This window comes from Brevundimonas sp. G8 (genome assembly GCF_902506205.1).
In the GTDB taxonomy this organism is placed as follows: Bacteria; Pseudomonadota; Alphaproteobacteria; order Caulobacterales; family Caulobacteraceae; genus Brevundimonas.
The window spans coordinates 3245610-3266074 of the sequence record NZ_LR732816.1; the positions used below are offsets into that span (position 1 = coordinate 3245610).

Annotated in this window: 13 protein-coding genes; 4 read left to right on the forward strand and 9 right to left on the reverse strand. The window is 64.9% G+C overall.

Annotated features, from left to right (window positions below; translation table 11 throughout):
* Positions 1 to 196: 196 nt before the first annotated feature.
* The 4 genes from CHRYSEO8AT_RS15750 to CHRYSEO8AT_RS15765 are packed head-to-tail and all read left to right on the forward strand — an operon-like array spanning position 197 to position 6598.
* Positions 197 to 3808, forward strand: a complete 3612-nt coding sequence (locus tag CHRYSEO8AT_RS15750; RefSeq protein WP_159851489.1) for a hydantoinase B/oxoprolinase family protein — start codon at positions 197 to 199, stop codon at positions 3806 to 3808.
* A gap of 53 nt (positions 3809 to 3861) precedes the next feature.
* Complete coding sequence (locus CHRYSEO8AT_RS15755) at positions 3862 to 4596, forward strand: DUF969 domain-containing protein (RefSeq protein WP_159851490.1); 735 nt, start codon at positions 3862 to 3864, stop codon at positions 4594 to 4596.
* Positions 4593 to 5558: a DUF979 domain-containing protein gene (locus CHRYSEO8AT_RS15760; protein WP_159851491.1), complete on the forward strand. Its 966-nt coding sequence runs from the start codon at positions 4593 to 4595 to the stop codon at positions 5556 to 5558. Before CHRYSEO8AT_RS15755 ends, CHRYSEO8AT_RS15760 begins: the two co-directional genes overlap by 4 nt.
* A 2-nt stretch (positions 5559 to 5560) precedes the next feature.
* The gene (locus tag CHRYSEO8AT_RS15765; protein WP_159851492.1) at positions 5561 to 6598 is read left to right on the forward strand and encodes a DUF2891 domain-containing protein; all 1038 of its coding nucleotides are present in this window, start codon (positions 5561 to 5563) and stop codon (positions 6596 to 6598) included.
* Positions 6599 to 6778: 180 nt separating this feature from the next.
* Here CHRYSEO8AT_RS15765 and CHRYSEO8AT_RS15770 read toward each other — a convergent pair whose 3' ends face one another.
* The 9 genes from CHRYSEO8AT_RS15770 to CHRYSEO8AT_RS15810 form a co-directional block, all read right to left on the reverse strand.
* A complete protein-coding gene (locus tag CHRYSEO8AT_RS15770; RefSeq protein WP_201304461.1) occupies positions 6779 to 7090 on the reverse strand; it encodes a hypothetical protein in 312 nt (103 codons plus the stop codon).
* A gap of 593 nt (positions 7091 to 7683) precedes the next feature.
* On the reverse strand, positions 7684 to 8970 hold the full coding sequence (locus tag CHRYSEO8AT_RS15775) for an MFS transporter (protein WP_159851493.1): 1287 nt from the start codon (positions 8968 to 8970) through the stop codon (positions 7684 to 7686).
* 73 nt (positions 8971 to 9043) lie between these two features.
* Positions 9044 to 11023: a PQQ-binding-like beta-propeller repeat protein gene (locus CHRYSEO8AT_RS15780; protein ID WP_159851494.1), complete on the reverse strand. Its 1980-nt coding sequence runs from the start codon at positions 11021 to 11023 to the stop codon at positions 9044 to 9046.
* A gap of 33 nt (positions 11024 to 11056) precedes the next feature.
* Positions 11057 to 11980, reverse strand: coding sequence for a ThuA domain-containing protein (locus CHRYSEO8AT_RS15785; protein WP_159851495.1), 924 nt, complete (start codon positions 11978 to 11980; stop codon positions 11057 to 11059).
* A 60-nt stretch (positions 11981 to 12040) separates the two neighbouring features.
* Positions 12041 to 14737, reverse strand: coding sequence for a TonB-dependent siderophore receptor (locus CHRYSEO8AT_RS15790; RefSeq protein WP_159851496.1), 2697 nt, complete (start codon positions 14735 to 14737; stop codon positions 12041 to 12043).
* 213 nt (positions 14738 to 14950) lie between these two features.
* Positions 14951 to 15856, reverse strand: a complete 906-nt coding sequence (locus CHRYSEO8AT_RS15795; protein WP_159851497.1) for a CoA ester lyase — start codon at positions 15854 to 15856, stop codon at positions 14951 to 14953.
* On the reverse strand, positions 15853 to 17118 hold the full coding sequence (locus tag CHRYSEO8AT_RS15800) for a CaiB/BaiF CoA-transferase family protein (protein WP_159851498.1): 1266 nt from the start codon (positions 17116 to 17118) through the stop codon (positions 15853 to 15855). Before CHRYSEO8AT_RS15800 ends, CHRYSEO8AT_RS15795 begins: the two co-directional genes overlap by 4 nt.
* Positions 17111 to 18859 (reverse strand): thiamine pyrophosphate-binding protein, encoded by a 1749-nt coding sequence (locus CHRYSEO8AT_RS15805; RefSeq protein WP_159851499.1) that lies wholly within the window; start codon positions 18857 to 18859, stop codon positions 17111 to 17113. Before CHRYSEO8AT_RS15805 ends, CHRYSEO8AT_RS15800 begins: the two co-directional genes overlap by 8 nt.
* Before the next feature lie 11 nt (positions 18860 to 18870).
* A complete protein-coding gene (locus CHRYSEO8AT_RS15810) occupies positions 18871 to 20301 on the reverse strand; it encodes an aldehyde dehydrogenase family protein (RefSeq protein ID WP_159851500.1) in 1431 nt (476 codons plus the stop codon).
* Positions 20302 to 20465 lie beyond the last annotated feature (164 nt).

A 20465-nucleotide genomic window follows, 5' to 3' on the forward strand; every position in this document is an offset into this window, starting at 1 on the left:
ACCTGCGACCTCGGACCATAGACACCCTCGCCCGCCCCGTCGGTCCAACTCATTCAGCCTGTCCGATCCCTGTGCCCACAAGAGACCGGCACTGCTACATGTCGCTCGCTGGAAGACGACCGCGCCTCCGAACCATACAGACATTCGCCTTGAATCGATCGCCGACAGCCGTTGAAAATCTCGCAAAGGGACTGTCATGACGAAAGCCCTTCCCTCGGGTCCCTGGAAATTCTGGATCGACCGCGGCGGCACCTTCACCGATGTCGTTGCCCGCGCACCGGATGGCGTGTTGCAGACCCGCAAGCTGCTTTCGGTCAATCCGGAGCAATACGCCGATGCAGCGGTGGAGGGCATTCGGCGTATCCTCGACGCCCCATCTGGACCGCTTGCGTCGGGAATAGTCGAAGACGTGCGAATGGGCACGACCGTGGCGACCAATGCCCTGCTGGAACGCAAGGGCGAGCCGACTTTGCTGGCGATCACAGCGGGCTTCGGCGACGCCCTACGCATAGGCTGGCAGGCCCGGCCTGGATTGTTCGTGCGCAACATCATTCTGAACGACCAGCTTTATGATCGCACTATAGAAATTGACGAACGTGTCATGGCGGGCGGCGCGGTCGATCGGCCGCTAGACGAGGCTAAGGCGCGCGCCGATTTGGCGGCCGCCCATGCATCTGGGCTGCGCGCCGTGGCCATCGTCCTGGTTCACGGCTGGCGTTTCACCGACCATGAGACACGCTTGGCGGAGATCGCGCGCGAGGTCGGGTTCGAACAGGTTTCGGTCAGCCACGAGGTCGGGGCGCTGATCAAGCTGATCGGGCGTGGCGACACCACCGTGGCGGACGCCTATCTGTCGCCGATCCTGCGCGCCTATGTGGAGCGGGTCGGCGCCGATCTGGGCGAGGCGACGCCGCTTCAGTTCATGCAGTCTTCGGGCGGACTGACGGCGGCCGACGCCTTTCGGGGCAAGGACGCCATCCTCTCGGGACCGGCGGGCGGCGTGGTGGCGATGGCCGAGACGGCCAAGGCGGCAGGCTTCGACCGCGCCATCGGTTTCGACATGGGCGGCACTTCGACCGACGTGTCCCATTTCGCCGGCGACTATGGGCGGACATCAGACGCCGTGGTCGCAGGCGTGCGGTTGCGGGCGCCGATGCTGAGCATCCATACCGTCGCAGCGGGCGGAGGCTCGATCTGTCGGTTCGAGGGCGGTCGCCTGCGGGTTGGACCGGAGTCGGCCGGCGCCGTGCCGGGCCCCGCCGCCTATCGGCGCGGCGGACCGCTGACGGTGACGGATTGCAACGTGATGCTGGGCAAGCTGAGCCCCGACTTCTTCCCTGCTGTTTTCGGCCTCAACGCCGATCAACCACTGGACGCCAACGCGGTACGGACCACGTTCGAGACCTTGGCCGCCGAAGTTTCGACCGCAACCGGGCGCACGACGACGCCGGGCGAACTTGCCGAAGGCTTCGTCACCATCGCTGTACAGAACATGGCCGAGGCGATCCGTTCGATCTCGATCCAGCGCGGCTACGACGTGACCCGCTACGTGCTGAACTGTTTCGGCGGCGCGGGCGGGCAGCACGCCTGTCTGGTCGCCGACGCCCTGGGGATGACCAGGGTGCTGCTGCATCCCTTCGCGGGCGTGCTGTCGGCCTATGGCATGGGCCTCGCGGAGGTGCGAGCCATCCGCCAGGCGACCGAGGCGACACCCCTAGACGCCACGCGCGACAAGGCCTTGGCCGACAGGATCGCCGAGCTTTCGACTGCCGCGCGAGCCGATCTTGAAGCCCAGGGTTTCGCTGCCGGCGCCATTTCCACAGTCGCCCGCGCCGAGATCAAATTCGCCGGCTCCGACACGCCTCTGGTCGTGCCCTTCGGTCCCGCCGATGCGATGGCCGAGGCCTTCGAGACCCTGCACCGTCGCCGCTTCGGCTTCTTCGCCGAAGACAAGGCCCTGGTCGTCGAAACCCTGGAAGTCGAGGCCGTCGGCCATTCGGGTCAGACGCCGTCTGTCCCTGCCCCTGTGACCGCGACCGGATCACTGGAGACCGTAGCCAAACTGACCGTCCGCATGGCCGGTCAGGACCGACACACCCCCGTCCATCGTCGTGACGCCCTGACGCCCGGCATGGCCATAGACGGCCCGGCCATATTGCTGGAGGACACAGGAACCACCGTCGTCGAGCCCGGCTGGCGCGCGACAGTCGACGCCCAGGCCAATCTGCTGCTGGAGAGGGTCGTTCCTCTGCCCGCCCGCACGGCCATCGGCACGGATGTCGATCCGATCATGCTGGAAGTGTTCAACAGCCGCTTCATGGCCTGCGCCGAACAGATGGGCGAGGCCCTGCGCGCCACCGCCTATTCGGTGAACATCAAGGAGCGTCTGGACTTTTCCTGCGCCATATTCGACGCGACCGGCGCACTGATCGCCAACGCCCCGCACATCCCGGTCCACTTGGGCTCGATGGGCGAGAGCATCCGCACGGTGATCGCATCACGCGGAGGCGGCGGCATGAACCGTGGCGACGTCTATATGCTGAACGCGCCCTATAACGGCGGCACCCACCTGCCCGACATCACCGTCATCATGCCGGTATTCCTGGACGATGACGCCGCCCCGGCCTTCTTCGTCGCGGCGCGCGGACACCATGCCGACGTGGGTGGTACCACGCCCGGCTCCATGCCCGCCTCGTCGCGGACAGTGGACGACGAGGGGGTGCTGATCGACGACTTCCTGCTGGTGGACGCCGGGCGGCTGCGCGAGGCCGAGACCCGCGCCCTGTTCGCTTCGGGCCGCTATCCGTCGCGCAACATCGATCAAAACCTGGCCGACCTGAAGGCCCAGATCGCATCCTGCACGCGCGGCGCCGACGAACTGATCCGCATGACACAAGAGTTCGGCCGGCCCGTCGTTGCGGCCTATATGGGCCATATCCAGGACAATGCCGAAGAGGCCGTGCGCCGCGCCATCGCCGCTTTGAAACCCGGCGCCTTCACCTATGAGATGGACGACGGCGCCGTCATCCGCGTCCGCATCGACGTAGACACGCAGGCACGCAGCGCCGTCGTCGACTTCACCGGAACCAGCGAACAGCGACCGACCAACTTCAATGCGCCGCTGTCGATCACGCGAGCGGCGACCCTCTATGTCTTTCGCACCCTGGTTGACGACACCATTCCCCTGAACGAGGGATGCCTGAAGCCGATCGAACTGATCGTGCCGGAGGGGTCGATGCTGAACCCCCGCTATCCGGCCGCCGTGGTCGCCGGCAATGTAGAGACCAGCCAGGCGGTCGTGGACACCCTCTACGGCGCCTTGGGCGTGCTGGCCGCCAGCCAGGGGACGATGAACAACTTCACCTTCGGCGACGACGCACGTCAGTACTATGAGACCATCGCCGGCGGATCCGGCGCCGGCCCCGGCTTCGACGGGACCAGCGCGGTCCAGACCCATATGACCAACAGCCGCCTGACCGATCCCGAGGTGTTGGAAACCCGCTTCCCTGTCCTGCTGGAAGAGTTCTCGATCCGTCGAGGCTCCGGCGGCGCGGGTCGTTGGACGGGCGGCGACGGCGCCGTGCGACGGGTACGGTTCCTGGAGCCGATGACCGCCGCCATCCTTTCCAACCGCCGCCGTGTCCCGCCGTTTGGCGTCGATGGCGGCAAATCTGGCGCGACGGGCGTGAACCGTATCGAACGGGCGGACGGAACAGTCGAACCCTTGGACTCGACGGCGGAGGTAGCGATGACGCCCGGCGATGTCTTCGTCATCGAGACGCCCGGCGGCGGCGGCTTCGGCGAATGAGGCTTCCGCAGCCGCTCGAACCGCGCGATCGTCCGTATCGAGGGGGATGAACCATGCTGGTGCTTATCGGGATCGCGGTCGTGGTCGTGGGCTTCGTCGCCCGGATCAATCCGCTGGTGGTCATCCTTGTCGCGGCGATCACGACCGGGTTGCTGGCGGCGATCGGACCGGGCGTGGATGCGCGCGCCCTGCTGACGGCGGGCGTGGACACCATCAGCCGGTTCGGCGAGGCCTTCAACGACAACCGCTATTTCCACATCACCTGGCTGGTCCTGCCGGTCATCGGCCTTCTGGAACACGCCGGCCTTCAGGAGCGGGCGCGAGATCTGGTGACCCAGGTCAAGGCCGCAACGGCCGGGCGGCTGATGCTGATCTATCTGATCGTGCGCCAGGCGACCTCGGCCCTGGGCCTGACATCGCTGGGCGGTCATCCGCAGATGGTCCGCCCCCTGATCGCGCCGATGGCCGAGGGCGCGGCCGAGACCGAACACGGCCCCCTGACAAACAAGGCCCGGTTCCGCATTCGCGGCATGGCGGCCGGAACCGACAATATCGGCCTGTTCTTCGGCGAGGACATCTTTATCGCCATCGGCTCCATCGTCCTGATCGTCGGGTTTCTGGAACAGGCCGGGGTGCGGGTCGAGGCTCTACACGTCTCGCTGTGGGCCATCCCCACCGCCATCGTCGCCCTGCTGGTGCACGGCGCCCGCCTGCTGATGTTCGACCGTCAGGTGCGCAAGGACATGGCCGTGCCTGATCCGGTCGAAGACGTGGAGACCGGACGATGATCACGCTGGAACACGCCTATCTGGCGACAGGCCTGATGTTCGCGGCCTTTTCGATCCTCAGCCTGCGCGACCCGTTGAACCCGACCCGGTTCCGCAGCGCCCTTTTCTGGGGCCTGATCGCCGTCTCCCTGCTGTTCGGCTCGTCGCTGGGCGGCTTCGGCAATGGCCTGCTGGTCATCGCCCTCGTCGTGATCGGCGCGATGGGCAAGCTGGGCGTCGGCAAGCCCGTCACCACGACAGGCGAGCAACGTCAGGCTGGTGCGGCTCGCTGGAGAAACGCCCTGTTCGTCCCGGCCCTGATGGTGCCTTTGGTCGCCGTGGGCGGCACGCTTCTGGCCAAATACACCCCGACCGGCGCCTGGTTGATCTCGCCGGTGCAGACGACACTGATCTCGCTGGGCCTGGGCTGTGTCGTGGCGCTGGTCGTCGCCATGGTCTGGTTCCGACCGCCGGTCATGGCTCCGGTGCAGGAGGGACGTCGCCTGATGGACTCGATCGGCTGGGCGGCGTTGCTGCCGCAGATGCTGGCCTCGCTCGGCGCGGTCTTCCTCGCCGCCGACGTAGGTCAGGTGGTGGGCGATCTGGTGGCTCAGGTCATTCCCATGACCTCGGCCTTCCTCGCCGTCTTCGCCTATTGCGCGGGCATGGCCCTGTTCACCATCATCATGGGCAACGCCTTCGCCGCCTTCCCGGTGATGACCGCCGCCATAGGCCTGCCCATCGTGGTGCATCAGTTCGGCGGCGATCCCTCCATCGTCTGCGCCATCGGCATGCTGGCTGGCTTCTGCGGAACCCTGATGACGCCCATGGCCGCCAACTTCAACGTCGTGCCCGCCAACCTGCTGGAGCTGCCCGACCGCAACTCGCCCCTGAACGGGGTCATCCGCGCCCAGCTGCCCACGGCGGCGATCATGCTCGTGGCCAATATGCTGCTGATGTATTTCCTCGCCTTCCGGTTCTGATCATGACGCAAAGCCTCGACGCCGCCCTCGCCTCCCGTTTCGCCGCCACCGCCTTGGGCCACATCACGCGAGAATATCCCAACCACATCATGCATGTGCTGACCGGCCCGCAGGACGCCCGCAGCCCGCGCGATATGCATCCGATCTTCTTCGGCAGCTTCGACTGGCATTCGTGCGTGCACGGCTGGTGGACCCTGTTCACCCTCTATCGCCTGCATCCAGACATGGCCGAGGCCGACCAGATCCGCGCGACGGCCGACAGGCTTTTTACGCCGGACAATGTGGCGGGCGAGGTCGCCTATCTGGACCGGCCGGAAGCCCGTGGGTTCGAACGTCCCTATGGCTGGGCCTGGCTGCTGATGCTGAGCGCCGAACTGGGTCGCCATGATACGGATGAAGGCCGCCGCTGGTTCGAGACCCTGCGTCCCCTGGCCCAGGTTTTCGCCCGACGTTTCAAGGCTTTCCTGCCTCAGGCGGATTATCCGGTGCGGGTTGGAACCCATTACAACACCGCCTTCGCCCTGCGGCTGACGCTGGACTACGCCGACGTCCACGACGCCGATCTGGCCGCCGCCTGCCGCGACGCCGCCCTGCGCTGGCACGCGAACGACCGCGATTGCCAGGCCTGGGAGCCGTCGCAGGACGAGTTCCTGTCGCCGGCCCTGATGGAAGCGGAACTGATGCGGCGCGTCCTACCCGCCGCCGATTATCGCGTCTGGTTCGACGCCTTCCTGCCGCGCCTCGCCGACGGCGAACCGGCGACCCTGCTCTCGCCCGCGCGCGTCAGCGACCGCACCGACGGCAAGATCGCCCACCTCGACGGTTTGAACCTGAGCCGCGGCTGGTGCTGGCGGGCCATCGCGGCAGCCCTTCCATCTTCGGCTCCGCTGCACGCCATCGCCGAAACCGCAGCCGAACGCCACCTCGACGCCGCCCTCCCTCACGTCACGGGCGACTATATGGGCGAGCACTGGCTGGCCAGCTTCGCCCTGTTGGCGCTCATGGATCCGATGCACACGCGACTGAGGTCGTCACTCTGATCCAGCCGGGTGTCCAGGCGGACCTGGGTTCGCGATCGCCGAATGCAGCTTGCGCATCACCTCTCCGCGGCTGCGCATGATGGTCGGAAACGCGCGCGAAGAAATCGCCCGCATCCGCATCACGAGAGAGATTTCCCACCGCTGCAGGGTGCTCCACGCATTCCAGCCTAATGGATCACGTCATGCGTGCATGGCGGCCACCAAGTTTTGATCGTTTGACGATGAGTTGATATCCATCGTTGGACCTGCCCGCTGGACAGGCTCGACACTCACCCGCCGTAATGTGACCGGGGCTGGAGCTCTATCGCTCACGAGTGCAATCCCAACGGACGCGGCCTTGCCTCGAACGCCGGCTTCGGTGCGGCCCAGCTCAGCAGCGATGGCGCGAGCGCGCAGCTGCATCTTCGCGAGGCAAACAAGCCGGTTCACCTCGTCGTCGCTCCATTTTTCGGCTTGGCGCGGAGTGGGCCTGATTGAGGCTTGATAACCCATGGATGAGGCTCCCTTGATCGATCAGCGAGGCGGTAGTTCTCGGCTGAGATAGGCGTGGATCGTTTGCAGATCCTCGTCGCTGGCCTCAAGGCCGAGCCCCATCATCCGGCCTATGATCTCTGACCAGCCGTCTGGCGTTCGGCCCTTGGCGGTCACCATGCCGATCGCGTGACAACTCGTGCACACGCGTTGGACGGTATCCCGTCCGGCTCCTGCGGGGAGACCGCCGGGCCGCGCAGCGGGCGGGGCGGGTGCGGCTTTCGCTGGCGGGGCGGAGGACTGTGCGTCAACCACAGAGCTTTCCGTCTTGGCAGGCGGCGTCACAGCGGGCGGTCTGGGTGCGAGCGCCGCTGACCCCTGAAGCGCTGCTGTCTCAATCATCGCCGGAGGTGCAACGCTGGGAGCCGTCGCCGCCATTTCTTGACTCGCGGCCGTCGCTGGCTCGGCTCTGTGGTTGTTGTAGGCATTCACTGCGGCCTGATTGCGCGCAGCGTCCGACTGGCCTGCCTCGTTGCAACCGCTCAAAGCGGCGACAACAACCAGACTCAGGAGCGGGCCGTAAGCGCCTCTCCGTCCTGTGTGCTGCATCGGTTTCATCCCTCGATCCTTTCGACCTTGCCCACGAAGAAGGTGTAGGAGACCGCCCCCAGCAGAGCCATCACGCCAATGAAGGCCAGACCGCCCAGGAACGACCCCGTGGCGGCGACGATGAAGCCGATCAGCATCGGCGTCACGATTCCCGCCAGGTTTGTGCAGAAGTTGAAGACGCCGGCCGTCAGCCCGACCAGCCGCTTCGGCGCGACATCGGAGATCAGGGTCCAGCCCAGGTTGGACATGCCCTGTCCGAAGAAGGCGACAGACATGACGGCGACCACCAGGGCGTCGCTCTCGATAAAGGCGGCCAGGATGATGGTGGACGACAAGAGCAGCCCCCCCACGATCGGCAGCTTGCGCCCGAACGTCGCCGACCCGCTTTTCTTGACCAGATAGTCGGACAGTTGTCCGCCGATCAGCACGCCGATCGATGCGGCGATGAACGGCAGCACGGCGACCCAACCCACCTTCAGCCAGGGCATGCCCCGCTCGACCGCCAGATAGGTTGGGAACCAGGTCAGGAAGAAGACGAGGGTCGCATTGGTGGCGAACTGGCCGATGGACGCGCCCAGGATTTGACGCTTGCTCAGCAGCCAGCCGACGTCCTTCCAAGAAAATGGCGATCTTTCGGTCGGGGCTACGCCCCCGCCGGCGGTGATATAATCCAGCTCGGCCTGGTTGGCTTTGGTGCTGTGATGGGGATCCCGATAGACCATGTACCACAGGCCTGCGAACGCCAGACCGACGACTCCCGCGATGATGAACAGGCTTCTCCACCCCCATGTCGCCGTGATCCAGAACAGCACCGGGCTCAGGAAGGCGATCCCCGAATACATGCCCACCGTATAGACGCTGTTTGCGCGCGCCCGTTCATGTTGAGGAAACCAGCTGACCAGGATGCGGCTGTTGGCCGGAAAACACGGGGCCTCTGCGGCGCCGAGCAGAAACCGGAAGCCAAGCAAAGTCCCAAGACCGGTCGCGAACCCCTGCAATAGGGTGAAGAACGACCAGAACCCCACGGACAGGAAATAGGTCACCCGCACGCCGAAACGGTCAAGGAAGATGCCGCCGGGGATCTGCGCCAAGGCGTAGCTCCACGAGAAGACTGAGAACAGGATGCCCATGGTCGCCGCGCCGATACCGAGCTCCGCGGTCATTGACGGAGCCGCGACGCTGAGCAGGGAGCGGTCGAGGTAGTTGATCATCGTGCCCGTGGCGATGAGGGCGAGCACGCCGTATCGCACGTGGGTCTTTCGCGGCGGAACGACCGGAGCGGTGGTGTCCATGAGGTATCCTTTCGATAGGACCCGACCGGGCCCAAGCACGCGCGTCGCGACAGGGCGCGACGCGCGCCGGCGGTCAGGGCAGGACGAAGGCGTTTAGGGTGTCCGACATATGCCGCGACCCGACGGCGGTGCCGCCCGCGCCGACGACCACGACATACTGTTTGCCGTCCTTGCCCATGTAGGTGATCGGCGTGGAATGGGCGCTAGCCTCAAGCTCGACGGACCAGAGCTGGCGACCGGTTCGCGTATCGAAGGCCCGGAACTGGCGGTCGTTGGTCGCGCCGATGAAGGCGAGGCCGCTTGCCGTCTGGATGTTGCCGCCCAGATTGCGCGATCCCGTAGCTTGGCCTTGTTCGCCAAGACCCGGCGTGGAGCCGAGGGGCGAGCGCCAGACGATCTCGCCCTTGTTGATATCGACGGCCACCAACTCGCCCCACGGCGTTGGCGTGCAGGGCAGGACGGTGTTGGCGTCCACCCGGTAGTTGAAGCCCGATTGGACGATGGCGGGCGGCGATGCGGGCGCAGCCGCCGCAGCCGCGCCTCCTGCAGGCGCCGCCCCGCGCGGACGGGGCATGAAGCCGGCGCCGGCCGGACCCGCCGGACGATACTGACCCATGTTCTGCACATTGACGATGAACAGGCCGGATTGCGGGCTGTACGAGGGCCCGCCCCAGTTCGGCCCGCCCAGAGTCGAAGGGAAACTCAGCGTGCCGGTGGTCACCGAGGGGCGACCGTAAAGTCCCGTGACCTTGATGTTGTTCTGATCCCAGAAGGTGGTGCAGTAGGCATGCTGCTCCGGCGTGATGTTCGGGATTTCGTCCCGCGTCATCGATGTCCGCGCCAACGGTCCAGGGCGAACCGGGATCGGTTGGGTCGGCCAGGCCATGTCTTTGGGATCGTCGCTGCGCGGCGTCGGCTGTTCTTCGACCTCATGCAGCGGTCGGCCGGTCAGCCGGTCGAAGACGAACAGCAGGCTTTGCTTGCCCGTCAAGGCGATGCCTGGCGTGGTGCTGCCGTCCGCCGCCTTGAAGTCGACCAGGATGGGCGGCGTGGGCATGTCCCAGTCCCACAGATCCTTGTGGGTGATCTGTTTGAACCATTTGAGCTCGCCCGTCGCGGCGTCGAGCGCCAGCAGGCTGTTGGCGTAGAGTTCGGGTCCCGCAGCGCGGCCGTTCAGGTCGCCGACAGGGGCGAAGACGATGCCGTTCGCCTCATCGACCGTCATGGTGGACCAGACATTGGCGCCGCTTCGGTCTTTCCATTCCTCGCCCGTATAGGTGTCGTTGTTGGCTTCGCCAGGCTGGGGCACCGTGTGGAAGCTCCAGACCAAGGCGCCGGTCCTGGCGTCCCAGGCGCGGATATCGCCGCGCGGTCCAGGCGGTCCGGCTTCCCCCGGACGCGATCCGGTAATCACCAGATTCTTGTAGATTGAGGCGGGGTTGGGTAGGGTCCAGGTGTCACGGCGGCTATCGCCCACCGCCTCGGACGCCACGCCGGCGTAGGCGTCGATGGCGCCTTGCTCGCCAAAGCCGGCCGCCAGTTGACCGGTCTTCATATCGAGGGCCATCAGATAGCCCTGGTCGGTCGCGAAGAAGAGCCGCGGGCCGACGTCGCCCTCGCCCGGCCAGTAAGCCAGCCCGCGACCGTGGATGTTGCGCGGCGACTCGTATCTCCACAGCACCTTGCCGGTCTCCGGCTCCAAGGCGGTCACTGTCGCCTTGAGATCGGGCTTGGTCGGCGTCGATGGCGTCGAGACATACATGACGCCGTCAATGATCAGCGGCGTGACCTCCCATCGATAGTCGAGGCCGCGATCGCCATTATCGTCCGTGCCGCCGCCGTAGTTGAAGGTCCAGGCGCGTTTGAGCGTTGCGACATTGTCCGGGGTGATCTGGGTCAAGGGCGAGAAGTTTGTGCTGCCCGGGTTCTGACCATAGCTGCGCCACTGATCCCGCTCGGGCGTTTGGGCGAGCGCGCTGACGCTAGACATCAGGATCGCAGCCAGACCCAGTCCGGTCACGCGGCAGGCGGATTTGAATGTGTCGGTCTTCATGGTGTTTCCTCTGATTTTATTTTTTGTTTTCAATCACGGACGCGCGTCGAGCGGGATCGGCGAATCGGCAAGACCCAGCGCCCATTTGATGCCGCCCAAATACATTTCCTGAACCACAGGGTCGTCCCAGGGCTCGTCCAGATGGCCTAGCGAAGACACATAGACACGCCCCGCGCCGTAGGTTTTGGCCCATACGACGGGGAAGTCGCCGTCCGGCCGTCTCGCCAACTGTTCGGGTGTCAGACGCGAAGGATCGAGGCGGACGATGGTGTGGACATCGCCACGATCATAAGGCGCCTTGAGATAGGGGAACTGGTCCGTGAACTGAGTGGGGAAGTTTGCGGCCCCAGGAAAGGCCCGGTCCTCCACGATCAGGCCGGTCGGCTGGACGGGAAACTCGCCGTCCATGAAGCCGCCGATCATCTCGCCGTATTCGGGCCAGTTATAGAAGGCGACGGTGGCGGCATGGCCGCCGATGAACCCTTTGCCTTCATGCACGAAGGCCAGCAGGTCCGCCTTCTGTGCATCCGTCAACGTCCCCTCCCCGCTACCGAGGAAGAAGATGGCGTCGAAGTCATTCAGGTTGCGGGCGTTGATTGAGCGCCCCGCATAGCGCGCGCCCGAGCCGATGATCGGCTGGCGCGTGATCAGCTGGGAATCGGTTCTGAGGAAGGAGACATAGAAGCCGCTTTCACGTCCCATACGCTCGATCGTCGCCATCGCATGGTTGATCGAGTTGTGGTGAAAACCCGTCTGAACATCGGCGACCACGAGCAGCTTTTTCTTGCCGACATAGGGGTCCGGCAAGCCCCGCATCGGCGCGCCCGAGTTCGGCGCGGCGGCCGGAGGCGTCACCGGCTGGGCGCCCTGTTGGTCCTGAGCGACAGCGAGCGTCGCCAGGGTCATGGACCCGGCGGCCGCGAGGCCGATCAGCAGAGTTTTCACGACGTCATTCATTGTCTTCACTTTCACGAAATGCCGCCGCGAATGATGCGCTCACTCGCGGCGGACAGACGGTCAGAACCGCTTGGTCACCTCGAAGCTGACCACGCGACCAAACGGGTTGTGATTTCCCAGATCGACGGCAGTCGTGCCGCTGAGGACGATTGGGGGATCCTTGTCGGTGATGTTCTGCACCGACACCGACATGCGCACGCCGCTCAGGCCGGTCGGTGCGCCATCCTGGAACTCGTAGGCGACACCGGCGTCGAATGTCGTCCAGCTGGGGATTTGCGTATCCGGCTTCTTGACGCCGGCGACCGTGATCGTCGCATTGTTCAGATATGAGCCGACATAGTTCGCGGTCACATTGGCCGAGATCGGACCGCGGCTATAGCCGACGTTGAACCGACCGCGCTCGCTGACCTGGAAACCGTAGGTGTCCAAGGCGTCGAACAGGGCGCCGCCTGCCACAATGCTCTTCTCCAACTTCAAAATCTTGGAGAAGGTGAAGTTGTAGCGGAAGTCGCCGATGGAGGTCTGCTGGCGATAGTTGGCGGCGAAGTCCAAGCCGCTCTGCTTGACGTCGCCCAGGTTCAGACGGCCGCCCTTTACGATCCCGACCAGCGCGCAGTCATTGATGGTCGATGGCGAATAAACCGCGTTCGGGTCCGTCAGCCACGGAAGATAGGCCGGGTTGTAGGTCGCATAGTTGCCGTTGACGCAGGTCGCCGGCTGGGGCGCGGTGATGAAGAAGTCACGCAACAAGGCCAGGTTCGCCGGGCTGGACAGGATCAACGTCTGATTCGGCAGGTTCTCTATACGGTCAGTGTAATCGACATTGTAGTAGGTCAGGCTGAGCTTCAGATCCGGTGCGAAGTTCGGATTGTAGTCCGCCCCGATCGACCAGATTTTTGCTGATTCCGGCTGCAAGCCGGCCGTATTTCCGGTGCGGGACAGAACAGGGCTCTGGCCCGTCGCGACGTTCGTGATCGGAATGGCTGGATCGCCCGCGCCGTTGCTGACGAACACTCGGTTGGTTTGGCCCACGGTCTGCGGATTGGCCTCGATCAGCGTCGGAGCGCGGAACGATGTTCCCCAGCTTGCGCGGAACGTCAGTTCGTCCGTCGACTTCCACGTCAGACCGATCTTGGGATTGGTCGTATCGCCAGCATCGGAATAGGTGTCGTAGCGTACCGCAGCGCTCAGATCGAGCGACTGCATGAACGGGATGCTGCTCTCTTCCCCCACCAACGGCACATAGACTTCCGCAAACGCAGAGGTCACCTCACGGTCGCTCTTGGTGTAGCGCGAGGTCTGGTAGGTGTTGGTCAGGTTCAGCGTATTCTGCGCCTTCAGATAAAGCTTGTAGCGCGCATATTCGACGCCGGCCGCGACCCGGACAGGACCGGCGGGCACCGAGAACAACGAGCCGTCGATCTTGGCCACGCTGTCGAACAGGGTGGTGTCGTATTGCTGGATAAACCCGCCGACCAGCGCGTCGGCAGCCTCCTGGCGGCCGAGCTGATAGGGGTTGAAGCCGTAGCTGGCCTGATTGGCGATCACCGCCGCGCGGGTCGTGTTGACCTGCGGCTGGCAAACATTGCAGCTGTCGGTCTTGCCGTAGGAAATCAGGCCGTTGAACCGGAAGTCCATCGGCAGTTGCGCCGTCAGGTCGATCGCATGACTTGTCGTCTCTTCCAGATTCGACTGGTCGCGAGACGTACCCGGATTGTTGAGCGAATAGTTGTAGACGACCGTCTGGGCTGCAGTCGGGTTCGGCAGACCGGGAATATAATAAGGGCTGCTGGGATCGACCCGGATCGCGATCCGCTCGAAGCCGTCGCCAGAACGGGATTCGTTCGTACGGCGATTGTAGATCCCGGTGTAACCAATCTCGACCCCTGGCGCGAGTTCCTGGCGCCCCTTGATCAGCAAGGCGAACCGTTCCCGCTCGGTGTAGAAATCATACAGGCGGGATTGGTCGTAGAGCTCGGGATTGCCCTGCAAGGCCAGGACCTGGGCGGCTGTCGGACGAGCCCCGCCAGTCTCGGGCAAACCATAGACAGTGTTGCCGATGATCAGGGCGCCGCTGTCGCCGGGATAGACCGTGGTTCCCACCAGATTGTTGTTGTTGCCGCCGAAGGGTCTGAGATCCAGCAGCATATAGTCGCGCACGTCGCGCCCGGCCCGATCATTTGTGTCGTAGGAGCCTGCGACCATCAGGCTTCCGCCGGTCCAGGTCTTGCCGACCACGCCGTCGACAACGACCTGATCGTACAGAGAATCGACATAGCGCGCGGTGATCTGAGCGCCATCGTAGTTACGACGAAGGATATAGTTCACCACCCCGGCGACAGCATCGGACCCATAGATGGCCGACGCCCCGTCTGTCACGACTTCGACCCGGTCGATCGCGGAGAAGGGAATGAGGTTGGGGTCGGAGACCTGGGCGTTTCCGCCCTGCGGCACGACACGCTTGCCATCGAACAGAACCAGGGTGGCGTTGTTGCCAAGCCCGCGAAGGTTCACGCCTGCGGCGCGGCCGCCCGAAGAGGTCAGGCTTGTGCCCTGGTTCGACGCCTGAGGCAGGGACGCCACCAGGGCGCTGGGTTCACGGACGGGCGCCTGGACAAGGTCTTCGCGGCTGATGCCGACCGTCGCCGATCCGACAGGGGCGACGCCGCGAATGGCGGTGCCGGTGACGACGATCTCGTCGACCTCGGTCGCTTGGGCCTGGGCCTCCGCCTCGATCTCGGCAGTCGTTTCTGACATTGGCGTTTGCGGGCGGGCCTGAGCCATCGCCAAGGACGGAAGGGCGGCGGCAAGCGCCACGCTCGTCATCAGCCCTGCGCGAACCCGACGCCTATGGCTCCGGCGGATCGCCTCGAATTCAGACGCGGTCGATTTCCTGTGCATTTAATTATCCTCCCTGATTTTTTGATTGTTTCCCCTGCTGTTGCGGGGCTTTGAGCGCTGACCCCTTCTTCAGCGCGCCTCGTCTGTCCCTCCGTGCTTGGAAGCCGCTCTGGCTTGGATTTCGCGATGGCGAGACAAGAGTCCCTCGGCGCGGACCGCTACAGGCGCGTCGATCATTCGACCGTCGAGCGCGACGGCGCCGCGTCCATTTCGGCCGGCGTCCTCAAAGGCCGCACACACGCGCTCGGCCCATTGAAGCTCGTCGGAACTCGGCGAGAAGGCCGCGTTGAGCACGGCGATCTGGCTGGGATGAATGCAGGTCGATCCGACGTAACCGAACCGCTTCGACTCGACAGCCAAGGCGCGATAGGCGTCCAAATTGTCGAACCGCGTCATTGCGCCCATCAGCCCAAACGGTCGGACGCCCGCCGCCGCCGCCGCGATCACGACCTGTTGCCGCGGTCCGCGAAGCGTCGCCTCATCGACAACCATGCCGACATCGGCGGCGAAATCCTCGGCCCCCAGGATCACGCCCACCGTCTGCGGCGTCGCGCGAAGGATTTCCGTCATGGCCATAAAGCCGTCGGCCGTTTCGATCAGGACGACCAGGCGAATGCCGCCGCACGGCAGACCGACCTCCGCCTCAGTCGACGCCACCCGATCTGCGATGCGCCTCAACTGTTCTGCGGATCTCACCTTGGGCACGACCAGGGCGGAAACGCCGGACTGGACCGCTGCAGGAATATCGGCCTCTCCAACGGCGCCGTCGTTGATCCGGACCAGAACATCTGGACCGGCTGCTCCGACCTTGGCCACGGCCGCCGAAAGTCGATCACGGGCCGCCGTCTTCTGATCGGCGGGGACGCTGTCTTCAAGATCCAGAACGACGGCGTCGGCCTCCGCCAGGCGCGGATTGGCGACGAACTGTTCGATGTGCGCAGGCACATAGAGCAATGAGCGCCAGAGGCCGGTCACGACACCGACTCCACGCGGGGGGCTTCGAACGCCACGCCTTCGGCGACGAGGACGTCGTAGCCGGCGGAATCGACCCCAAGTTCGCTCAGCAAGATACGATTGTCCTGCCCTAGAGAAGGGGCTGCCATGCGGATGCCGCCCGGGGTCTCCGCAAGACGGGGCACGACATGGTGCATCGGCAAGCTGCCGATCTCGTCGTCGGGATAATCGGCCACGATTTCGCGGTCGATGACGTGCGGATCCTCAAGGATCTGGGCAATGTCATAGATGGGGCCGACCGTTACGGAAGCGGTCTCCATGAGCGCCACCAGGTCGGCCTGGGAATGGGTCGCGATGAATTCGCCGATGATCGCATCCAGCGCCGCAACATTCTTCAGACGATCGTCATTTGTGCGAAAACGCGCATCGGCGATCAGGTCGGATCGGCCGATGGCGCGGAAGATCCGCTCCGCCATGCCCTGGGTCGATCCAGACAGACTGACATATTTACCGTCCTTGCAGCGGTAGGCGTTGCGCGGGGCGGAGTTGCTGGACCGGCTACCCGTCGGCTTTCGGCTCTGACCCGTCAGGCGATAGTTCGCGGCCTGAGGGCCAAGCAGGGCGAAGAGCGGATCATAGAGCGGCAGGTCGATCATCTGACCCCGGCCGTCCGGCCGTTCGGCCTCACGCAGCGCGATCATCACCGCCGATGCGCCGTAAAGTCCCGCGACGCCGTCCGCCAGATACATGGGCGGCAGCACCGGCTCGCGGTCCTCGAACCCATTGATCGCGGCGAAGCCGGACATGCCTTCGATGACGGTGCCGAAGCCGGGGCGCTGGTGGTAGGGGCCGTCCTGACCCCACCCTGAAATCCTGACGATCACCAGCTTGGGATTGAGCGCCAGAAGCGAGTCCGCATCCAGCCCCATGTCTTCCAGAACGCCCGGTCGAAAGCTCTCGACAAGAATCGCCGCCGACGGGACCAGGCCCAGCAACAGGTCCTTTGCGCGCTGGGTGCGCAGGTCCAGGCACAGGCTCTTCTTGTTGCGGGCGTAGATCTTCCAGTGCGTCGAGACCCCTTGGGTCTTCCACCCTCTAAGCGTGTCGCCGCTGGGCGGTTCGACCTTGATGACCTCCGCACCGAAATCGCCCAGCACCTGTGTGAGCACATTGCCGGCGAACAGCCGCGACATGTCCAGAACCCGCACGCGGTCCAACGGACCGCTGTGCTCAGGCTGGTAGTCACGGCGCCTCAGGGCCGACGGCGGTCGGGCGTCAGTCATTGCCGTTCGCCAGGAAGTCGGCGATGTCCCAATAGCCGGTGCGCGGCATCGGCACGTCGCCGCGCGTCCGTACTTCCAACAGGAAGGGCACGTCCTTGGCCAGGGCGTCGCGGATGCCCGCCTCCAGGTCGTCCGGCTCCTCGATCAGGGCCGAAGCGATACCGAAGGACTTGGCTAGAAGCTGAAAGTCGGGGTTGTAAGGCTCGCCGTCCGGGGTGCGGAACTCGGTGCCGTATTTGTTATCGAAGTAGGTCGAGCCGACGGTGCGGATGGTCGAGTAGCAGAAGTTGTTGAACAGTATCCACAGGACCGGAATGTCGAGTTCGACGGCCGTGGTCAGGGCGCCCAGCACCGACATCAATCCGCCGTCGCCGACAAGACCCAACACCTTGCGATCCGGCGCGCCGAGCTTGGCCCCGACGGCGGCGCCGGGCGAATAGCCCATGGTCGCCATGCCGCCAGAAGTGATGAAGCCGGCGGGACTGGCGATCTCCAGCTGCTGTCCGGCGCCGTTCTTGTTCCAGCCCACGTCTGTGACGAACACGGCGTCGTCGGGCGCAGCCTTCGACAGTTCCATCAGCAGGCGCGCCGGGTGTATCGGCTTGGTGTCGATCAGCTGGGTGTCCTTGAGCTCCTCGCGCCAGGCCGCCTTTCTGGCGGCGATCACTTCGGCCTGCGCCTCGGTGACCGCCGCCGCGCGGGGAGAGGCGCCCAGAGCCTCGGCGAGCTGGGCCAGCGTAGCCTTGGCGTCGCCGAGAATGCCGATATCGACGGGATAGCTCTTGCCGATTTCCTGCGGATCGATGTCGATCTGGATCAGGGTGGAGCCGGGGATGTCGAAGGTGTGTTCCGAACGCCAGGAGCTGCAGTCCGCCTCGCCGAAGGCTGTGCCGACAGCCAGGATCACATCGGCGTTGCGGGTCGTGTCGTTGGCGACCCGCGCGCCCCAGATGCCCGTCGTTCCAACAGAGAGCGGATGGGTTTCAGGAAAGACGCCCTTGCCGACCAGTGTGGTCGCCACCGGCGCCTGCAAAAGCTCGGCTAGCGCGCGCAGCTCGTCGAAAGCCCCCGACATAGCCACCCCGTTGCCGGCGAAGATGACCGGATTGGATGCGCCGGCCAACAGTCGGGCGGCCTCGGCGACCCCCTGGGCGTCGCCCATCGACCGCGGGAAGTTGGGCCGACGCGACCGCGTGACGGGCTCAGCTTCGATCTTCTGGGAGAAGACATCCATCGGAATGTCGAGAAGGACCGCGCCGGGACGCCCCGTCTGGGCGATGTTGAGGGCGCGGTGCATCACCTCCGGCAGGAACTTGGCGTCATCGACCCGCCAGACCCGCTTGCAGATCGGCTTGAAGATGTCGCCCTGCGAAGCATCGGCATGCAGGCGCATGCTTTGGTGCGCCTCGCGCGGATGGTGATAGCTCGGTGTGTTTCCCGTGATCACAACCATCGGCGTGCCGTCCATCGCCGCAGACGCGACGCCGGTCACCGTATTGGTGAGGCCGGGCGACAGGTGGACGTTGATCACGGCCAGCTTCTTGGAGACGCGGTAATAGGCGTCGGCCGCATGGACGGCCTGCTGTTCGTGACGGAAGGAGATGTAGTCGATGCCCAGCTTCTGGCAGGCGTCGATCAGCGCATAGTTGGTATGGCCACACTGGCCGAAGACCTTTTCGACCCCCTCCGCCTTCAGGCATTGGGCCATGAAAATCGCGCCGGTCACACCGTGTGTCGTCATTGTCTGTTCCATCAGAGGGTCACCGTCACGAGACGTTCTTCGGTCATCTCGCGCATGGCGTATTTCGGGCCTTCGACGCCCACGCCGCTCTCCTTCACCCCGGCGAAGGGAATGAGATCGACGCGGCTGCTCGAAGCATCGTTGAGGTGCACGACCCCGACATGCAGTCGGGCGGCGCTTTGCAGCGCGCTCTGGATGTCCTGCGTGAACAGGCCGGCAGCCAGACCGAACTCGGTCGCGTTGACCTGATCGATGGCCTCGTCGAGCGTGTCGAAGGGAATTATCGACAGAACGGGCGCGAAGATTTCCTCGCACAGGACTTTCATCGAGGGCCTTGCGTCCGTCAAAACCGTGGGCTGGAGCACTGCGCCCTGCCGGGTTCCGCCCGCCAGGATCCGCGCGCCCTGATCGACGGCCTCGCGCACCCAGGTCTCGGCGCGGATCGCATCCTTCTCACTGATCATCGGCCCGACATCGGTGTTGGGATCGCGAGGATCGCCGACGACCAGGGCCGCGACCTCGGCAAGGAAGAGCGCCTGGAACGCCTCAAGGACGTCACGCTGAACGAAAAGACGCTGCGTAGAAGTGCAGGCCTGGCCTTGGCGACGAAAGCCCGACTGGGCGCATCGCATCGCCGCCCGCTTCAGGTCCGCATCGGCGCAGACGATGGTCGCAGCGATGCTGCCCAGTTCAAGCGCAACAGGCCGCATCCCGCGGGCCTCTCGGATGCGTTTGCCCACCGGGGTGCTGCCCGTGAAGGTGAAGAAATCGACCCCGGGATGTTCGACCAGATGCTGACCGACCGGATCACCATCGCCATGGATCAAGGCGATGTGGCTCGGCGGCACGCCGGCCTCCAGCATCAGTTCGAACAGGCGAGTCGCGGAGAGCGGCGTCACAAGCGGCGGCTTGAACACCACCGTGTTTCCCGCCCCCAAGGCCGGCGCCACCTTGTGCGCCACCATGTTGAGCGGCGAGTTGAAGGCGCTGACGCCGCCGACCACGCCGCGCGGGACGCGCAGGGTGAAGGCCATGCGGTGCGCCTGACCCTGCGCGCCCTGAATCGGCACAACCTCGCCGACGAGCCGCCTCGCCTCCTCTGCCGACAGACGGAAGGTCTCGGCCGCACGGCCGACCTCGTTGTCGGAATCCTTCCAGGGCACGCCCGATTCCGTCACGATCGTCTCGGCTAGGGATTGACGATTGGCCAGGATCAGGTCGGCGACCGCGTTCAACAGCCGATACCGCTCGAACGGCTCCAGTTTCAGCGCCTCGAAGCCGGCCTTCGCGCCAGCCACAGCGGCATCGACCTGGGCTGTCGAGGCGCAGCTCACCGAGGCGATGACGTCGCCCGTGAACTTGTCGACGACATCGACCACGGGACCTTCGCCCTCGATCCAGGCGCCGGCCAAAAATTGTTGGACATGTGTCCTGCTGACCATCTTCCTCGTCTCCCTAACCGCAGGCGTCTCTTCGGACGTGTCGGTCGTTTGTCACCGGCGGGCTGCTTGCCTTGCCGTTGACGACCCAGACCTAACGCTCGACACCCACCAAAAATAGTGATGTTTCATTGATCCAACGGTGACGTATCATCACCAATGAAATG

Bases quoted from the DNA above. Each gene is read 5' to 3' on its own strand.
- CHRYSEO8AT_RS15750 (WP_159851489.1), top strand. From the start codon at position 197: ATGACGAAAGCCCTTCCCTCGGGTCCCTGGAAATTCTGGATCGACCGC.
- CHRYSEO8AT_RS15755 (WP_159851490.1), top strand. From the start codon at position 3,862: ATGCTGGTGCTTATCGGGATCGCGGTCGTGGTCGTGGGCTTCGTCGCC.
- CHRYSEO8AT_RS15760 (WP_159851491.1), top strand. From the start codon at position 4,593: ATGATCACGCTGGAACACGCCTATCTGGCGACAGGCCTGATGTTCGCG.
- CHRYSEO8AT_RS15765 (WP_159851492.1), top strand. From the start codon at position 5,561: ATGACGCAAAGCCTCGACGCCGCCCTCGCCTCCCGTTTCGCCGCCACC.
- CHRYSEO8AT_RS15770 (WP_201304461.1), bottom strand. From the start codon at position 7,090: ATGGGTTATCAAGCCTCAATCAGGCCCACTCCGCGCCAAGCCGAAAAA.
- CHRYSEO8AT_RS15775 (WP_159851493.1), bottom strand. From the start codon at position 8,970: ATGGACACCACCGCTCCGGTCGTTCCGCCGCGAAAGACCCACGTGCGA.
- CHRYSEO8AT_RS15780 (WP_159851494.1), bottom strand. From the start codon at position 11,023: ATGAAGACCGACACATTCAAATCCGCCTGCCGCGTGACCGGACTGGGT.
- CHRYSEO8AT_RS15785 (WP_159851495.1), bottom strand. From the start codon at position 11,980: ATGAATGACGTCGTGAAAACTCTGCTGATCGGCCTCGCGGCCGCCGGG.
- CHRYSEO8AT_RS15790 (WP_159851496.1), bottom strand. From the start codon at position 14,737: ATGTCAGAAACGACTGCCGAGATCGAGGCGGAGGCCCAGGCCCAAGCG.
- CHRYSEO8AT_RS15800 (WP_159851498.1), bottom strand. From the start codon at position 17,118: ATGACTGACGCCCGACCGCCGTCGGCCCTGAGGCGCCGTGACTACCAG.
- CHRYSEO8AT_RS15805 (WP_159851499.1), bottom strand. From the start codon at position 18,859: ATGACGACACACGGTGTGACCGGCGCGATTTTCATGGCCCAATGCCTG.
- CHRYSEO8AT_RS15810 (WP_159851500.1), bottom strand. From the start codon at position 20,301: ATGGTCAGCAGGACACATGTCCAACAATTTTTGGCCGGCGCCTGGATC.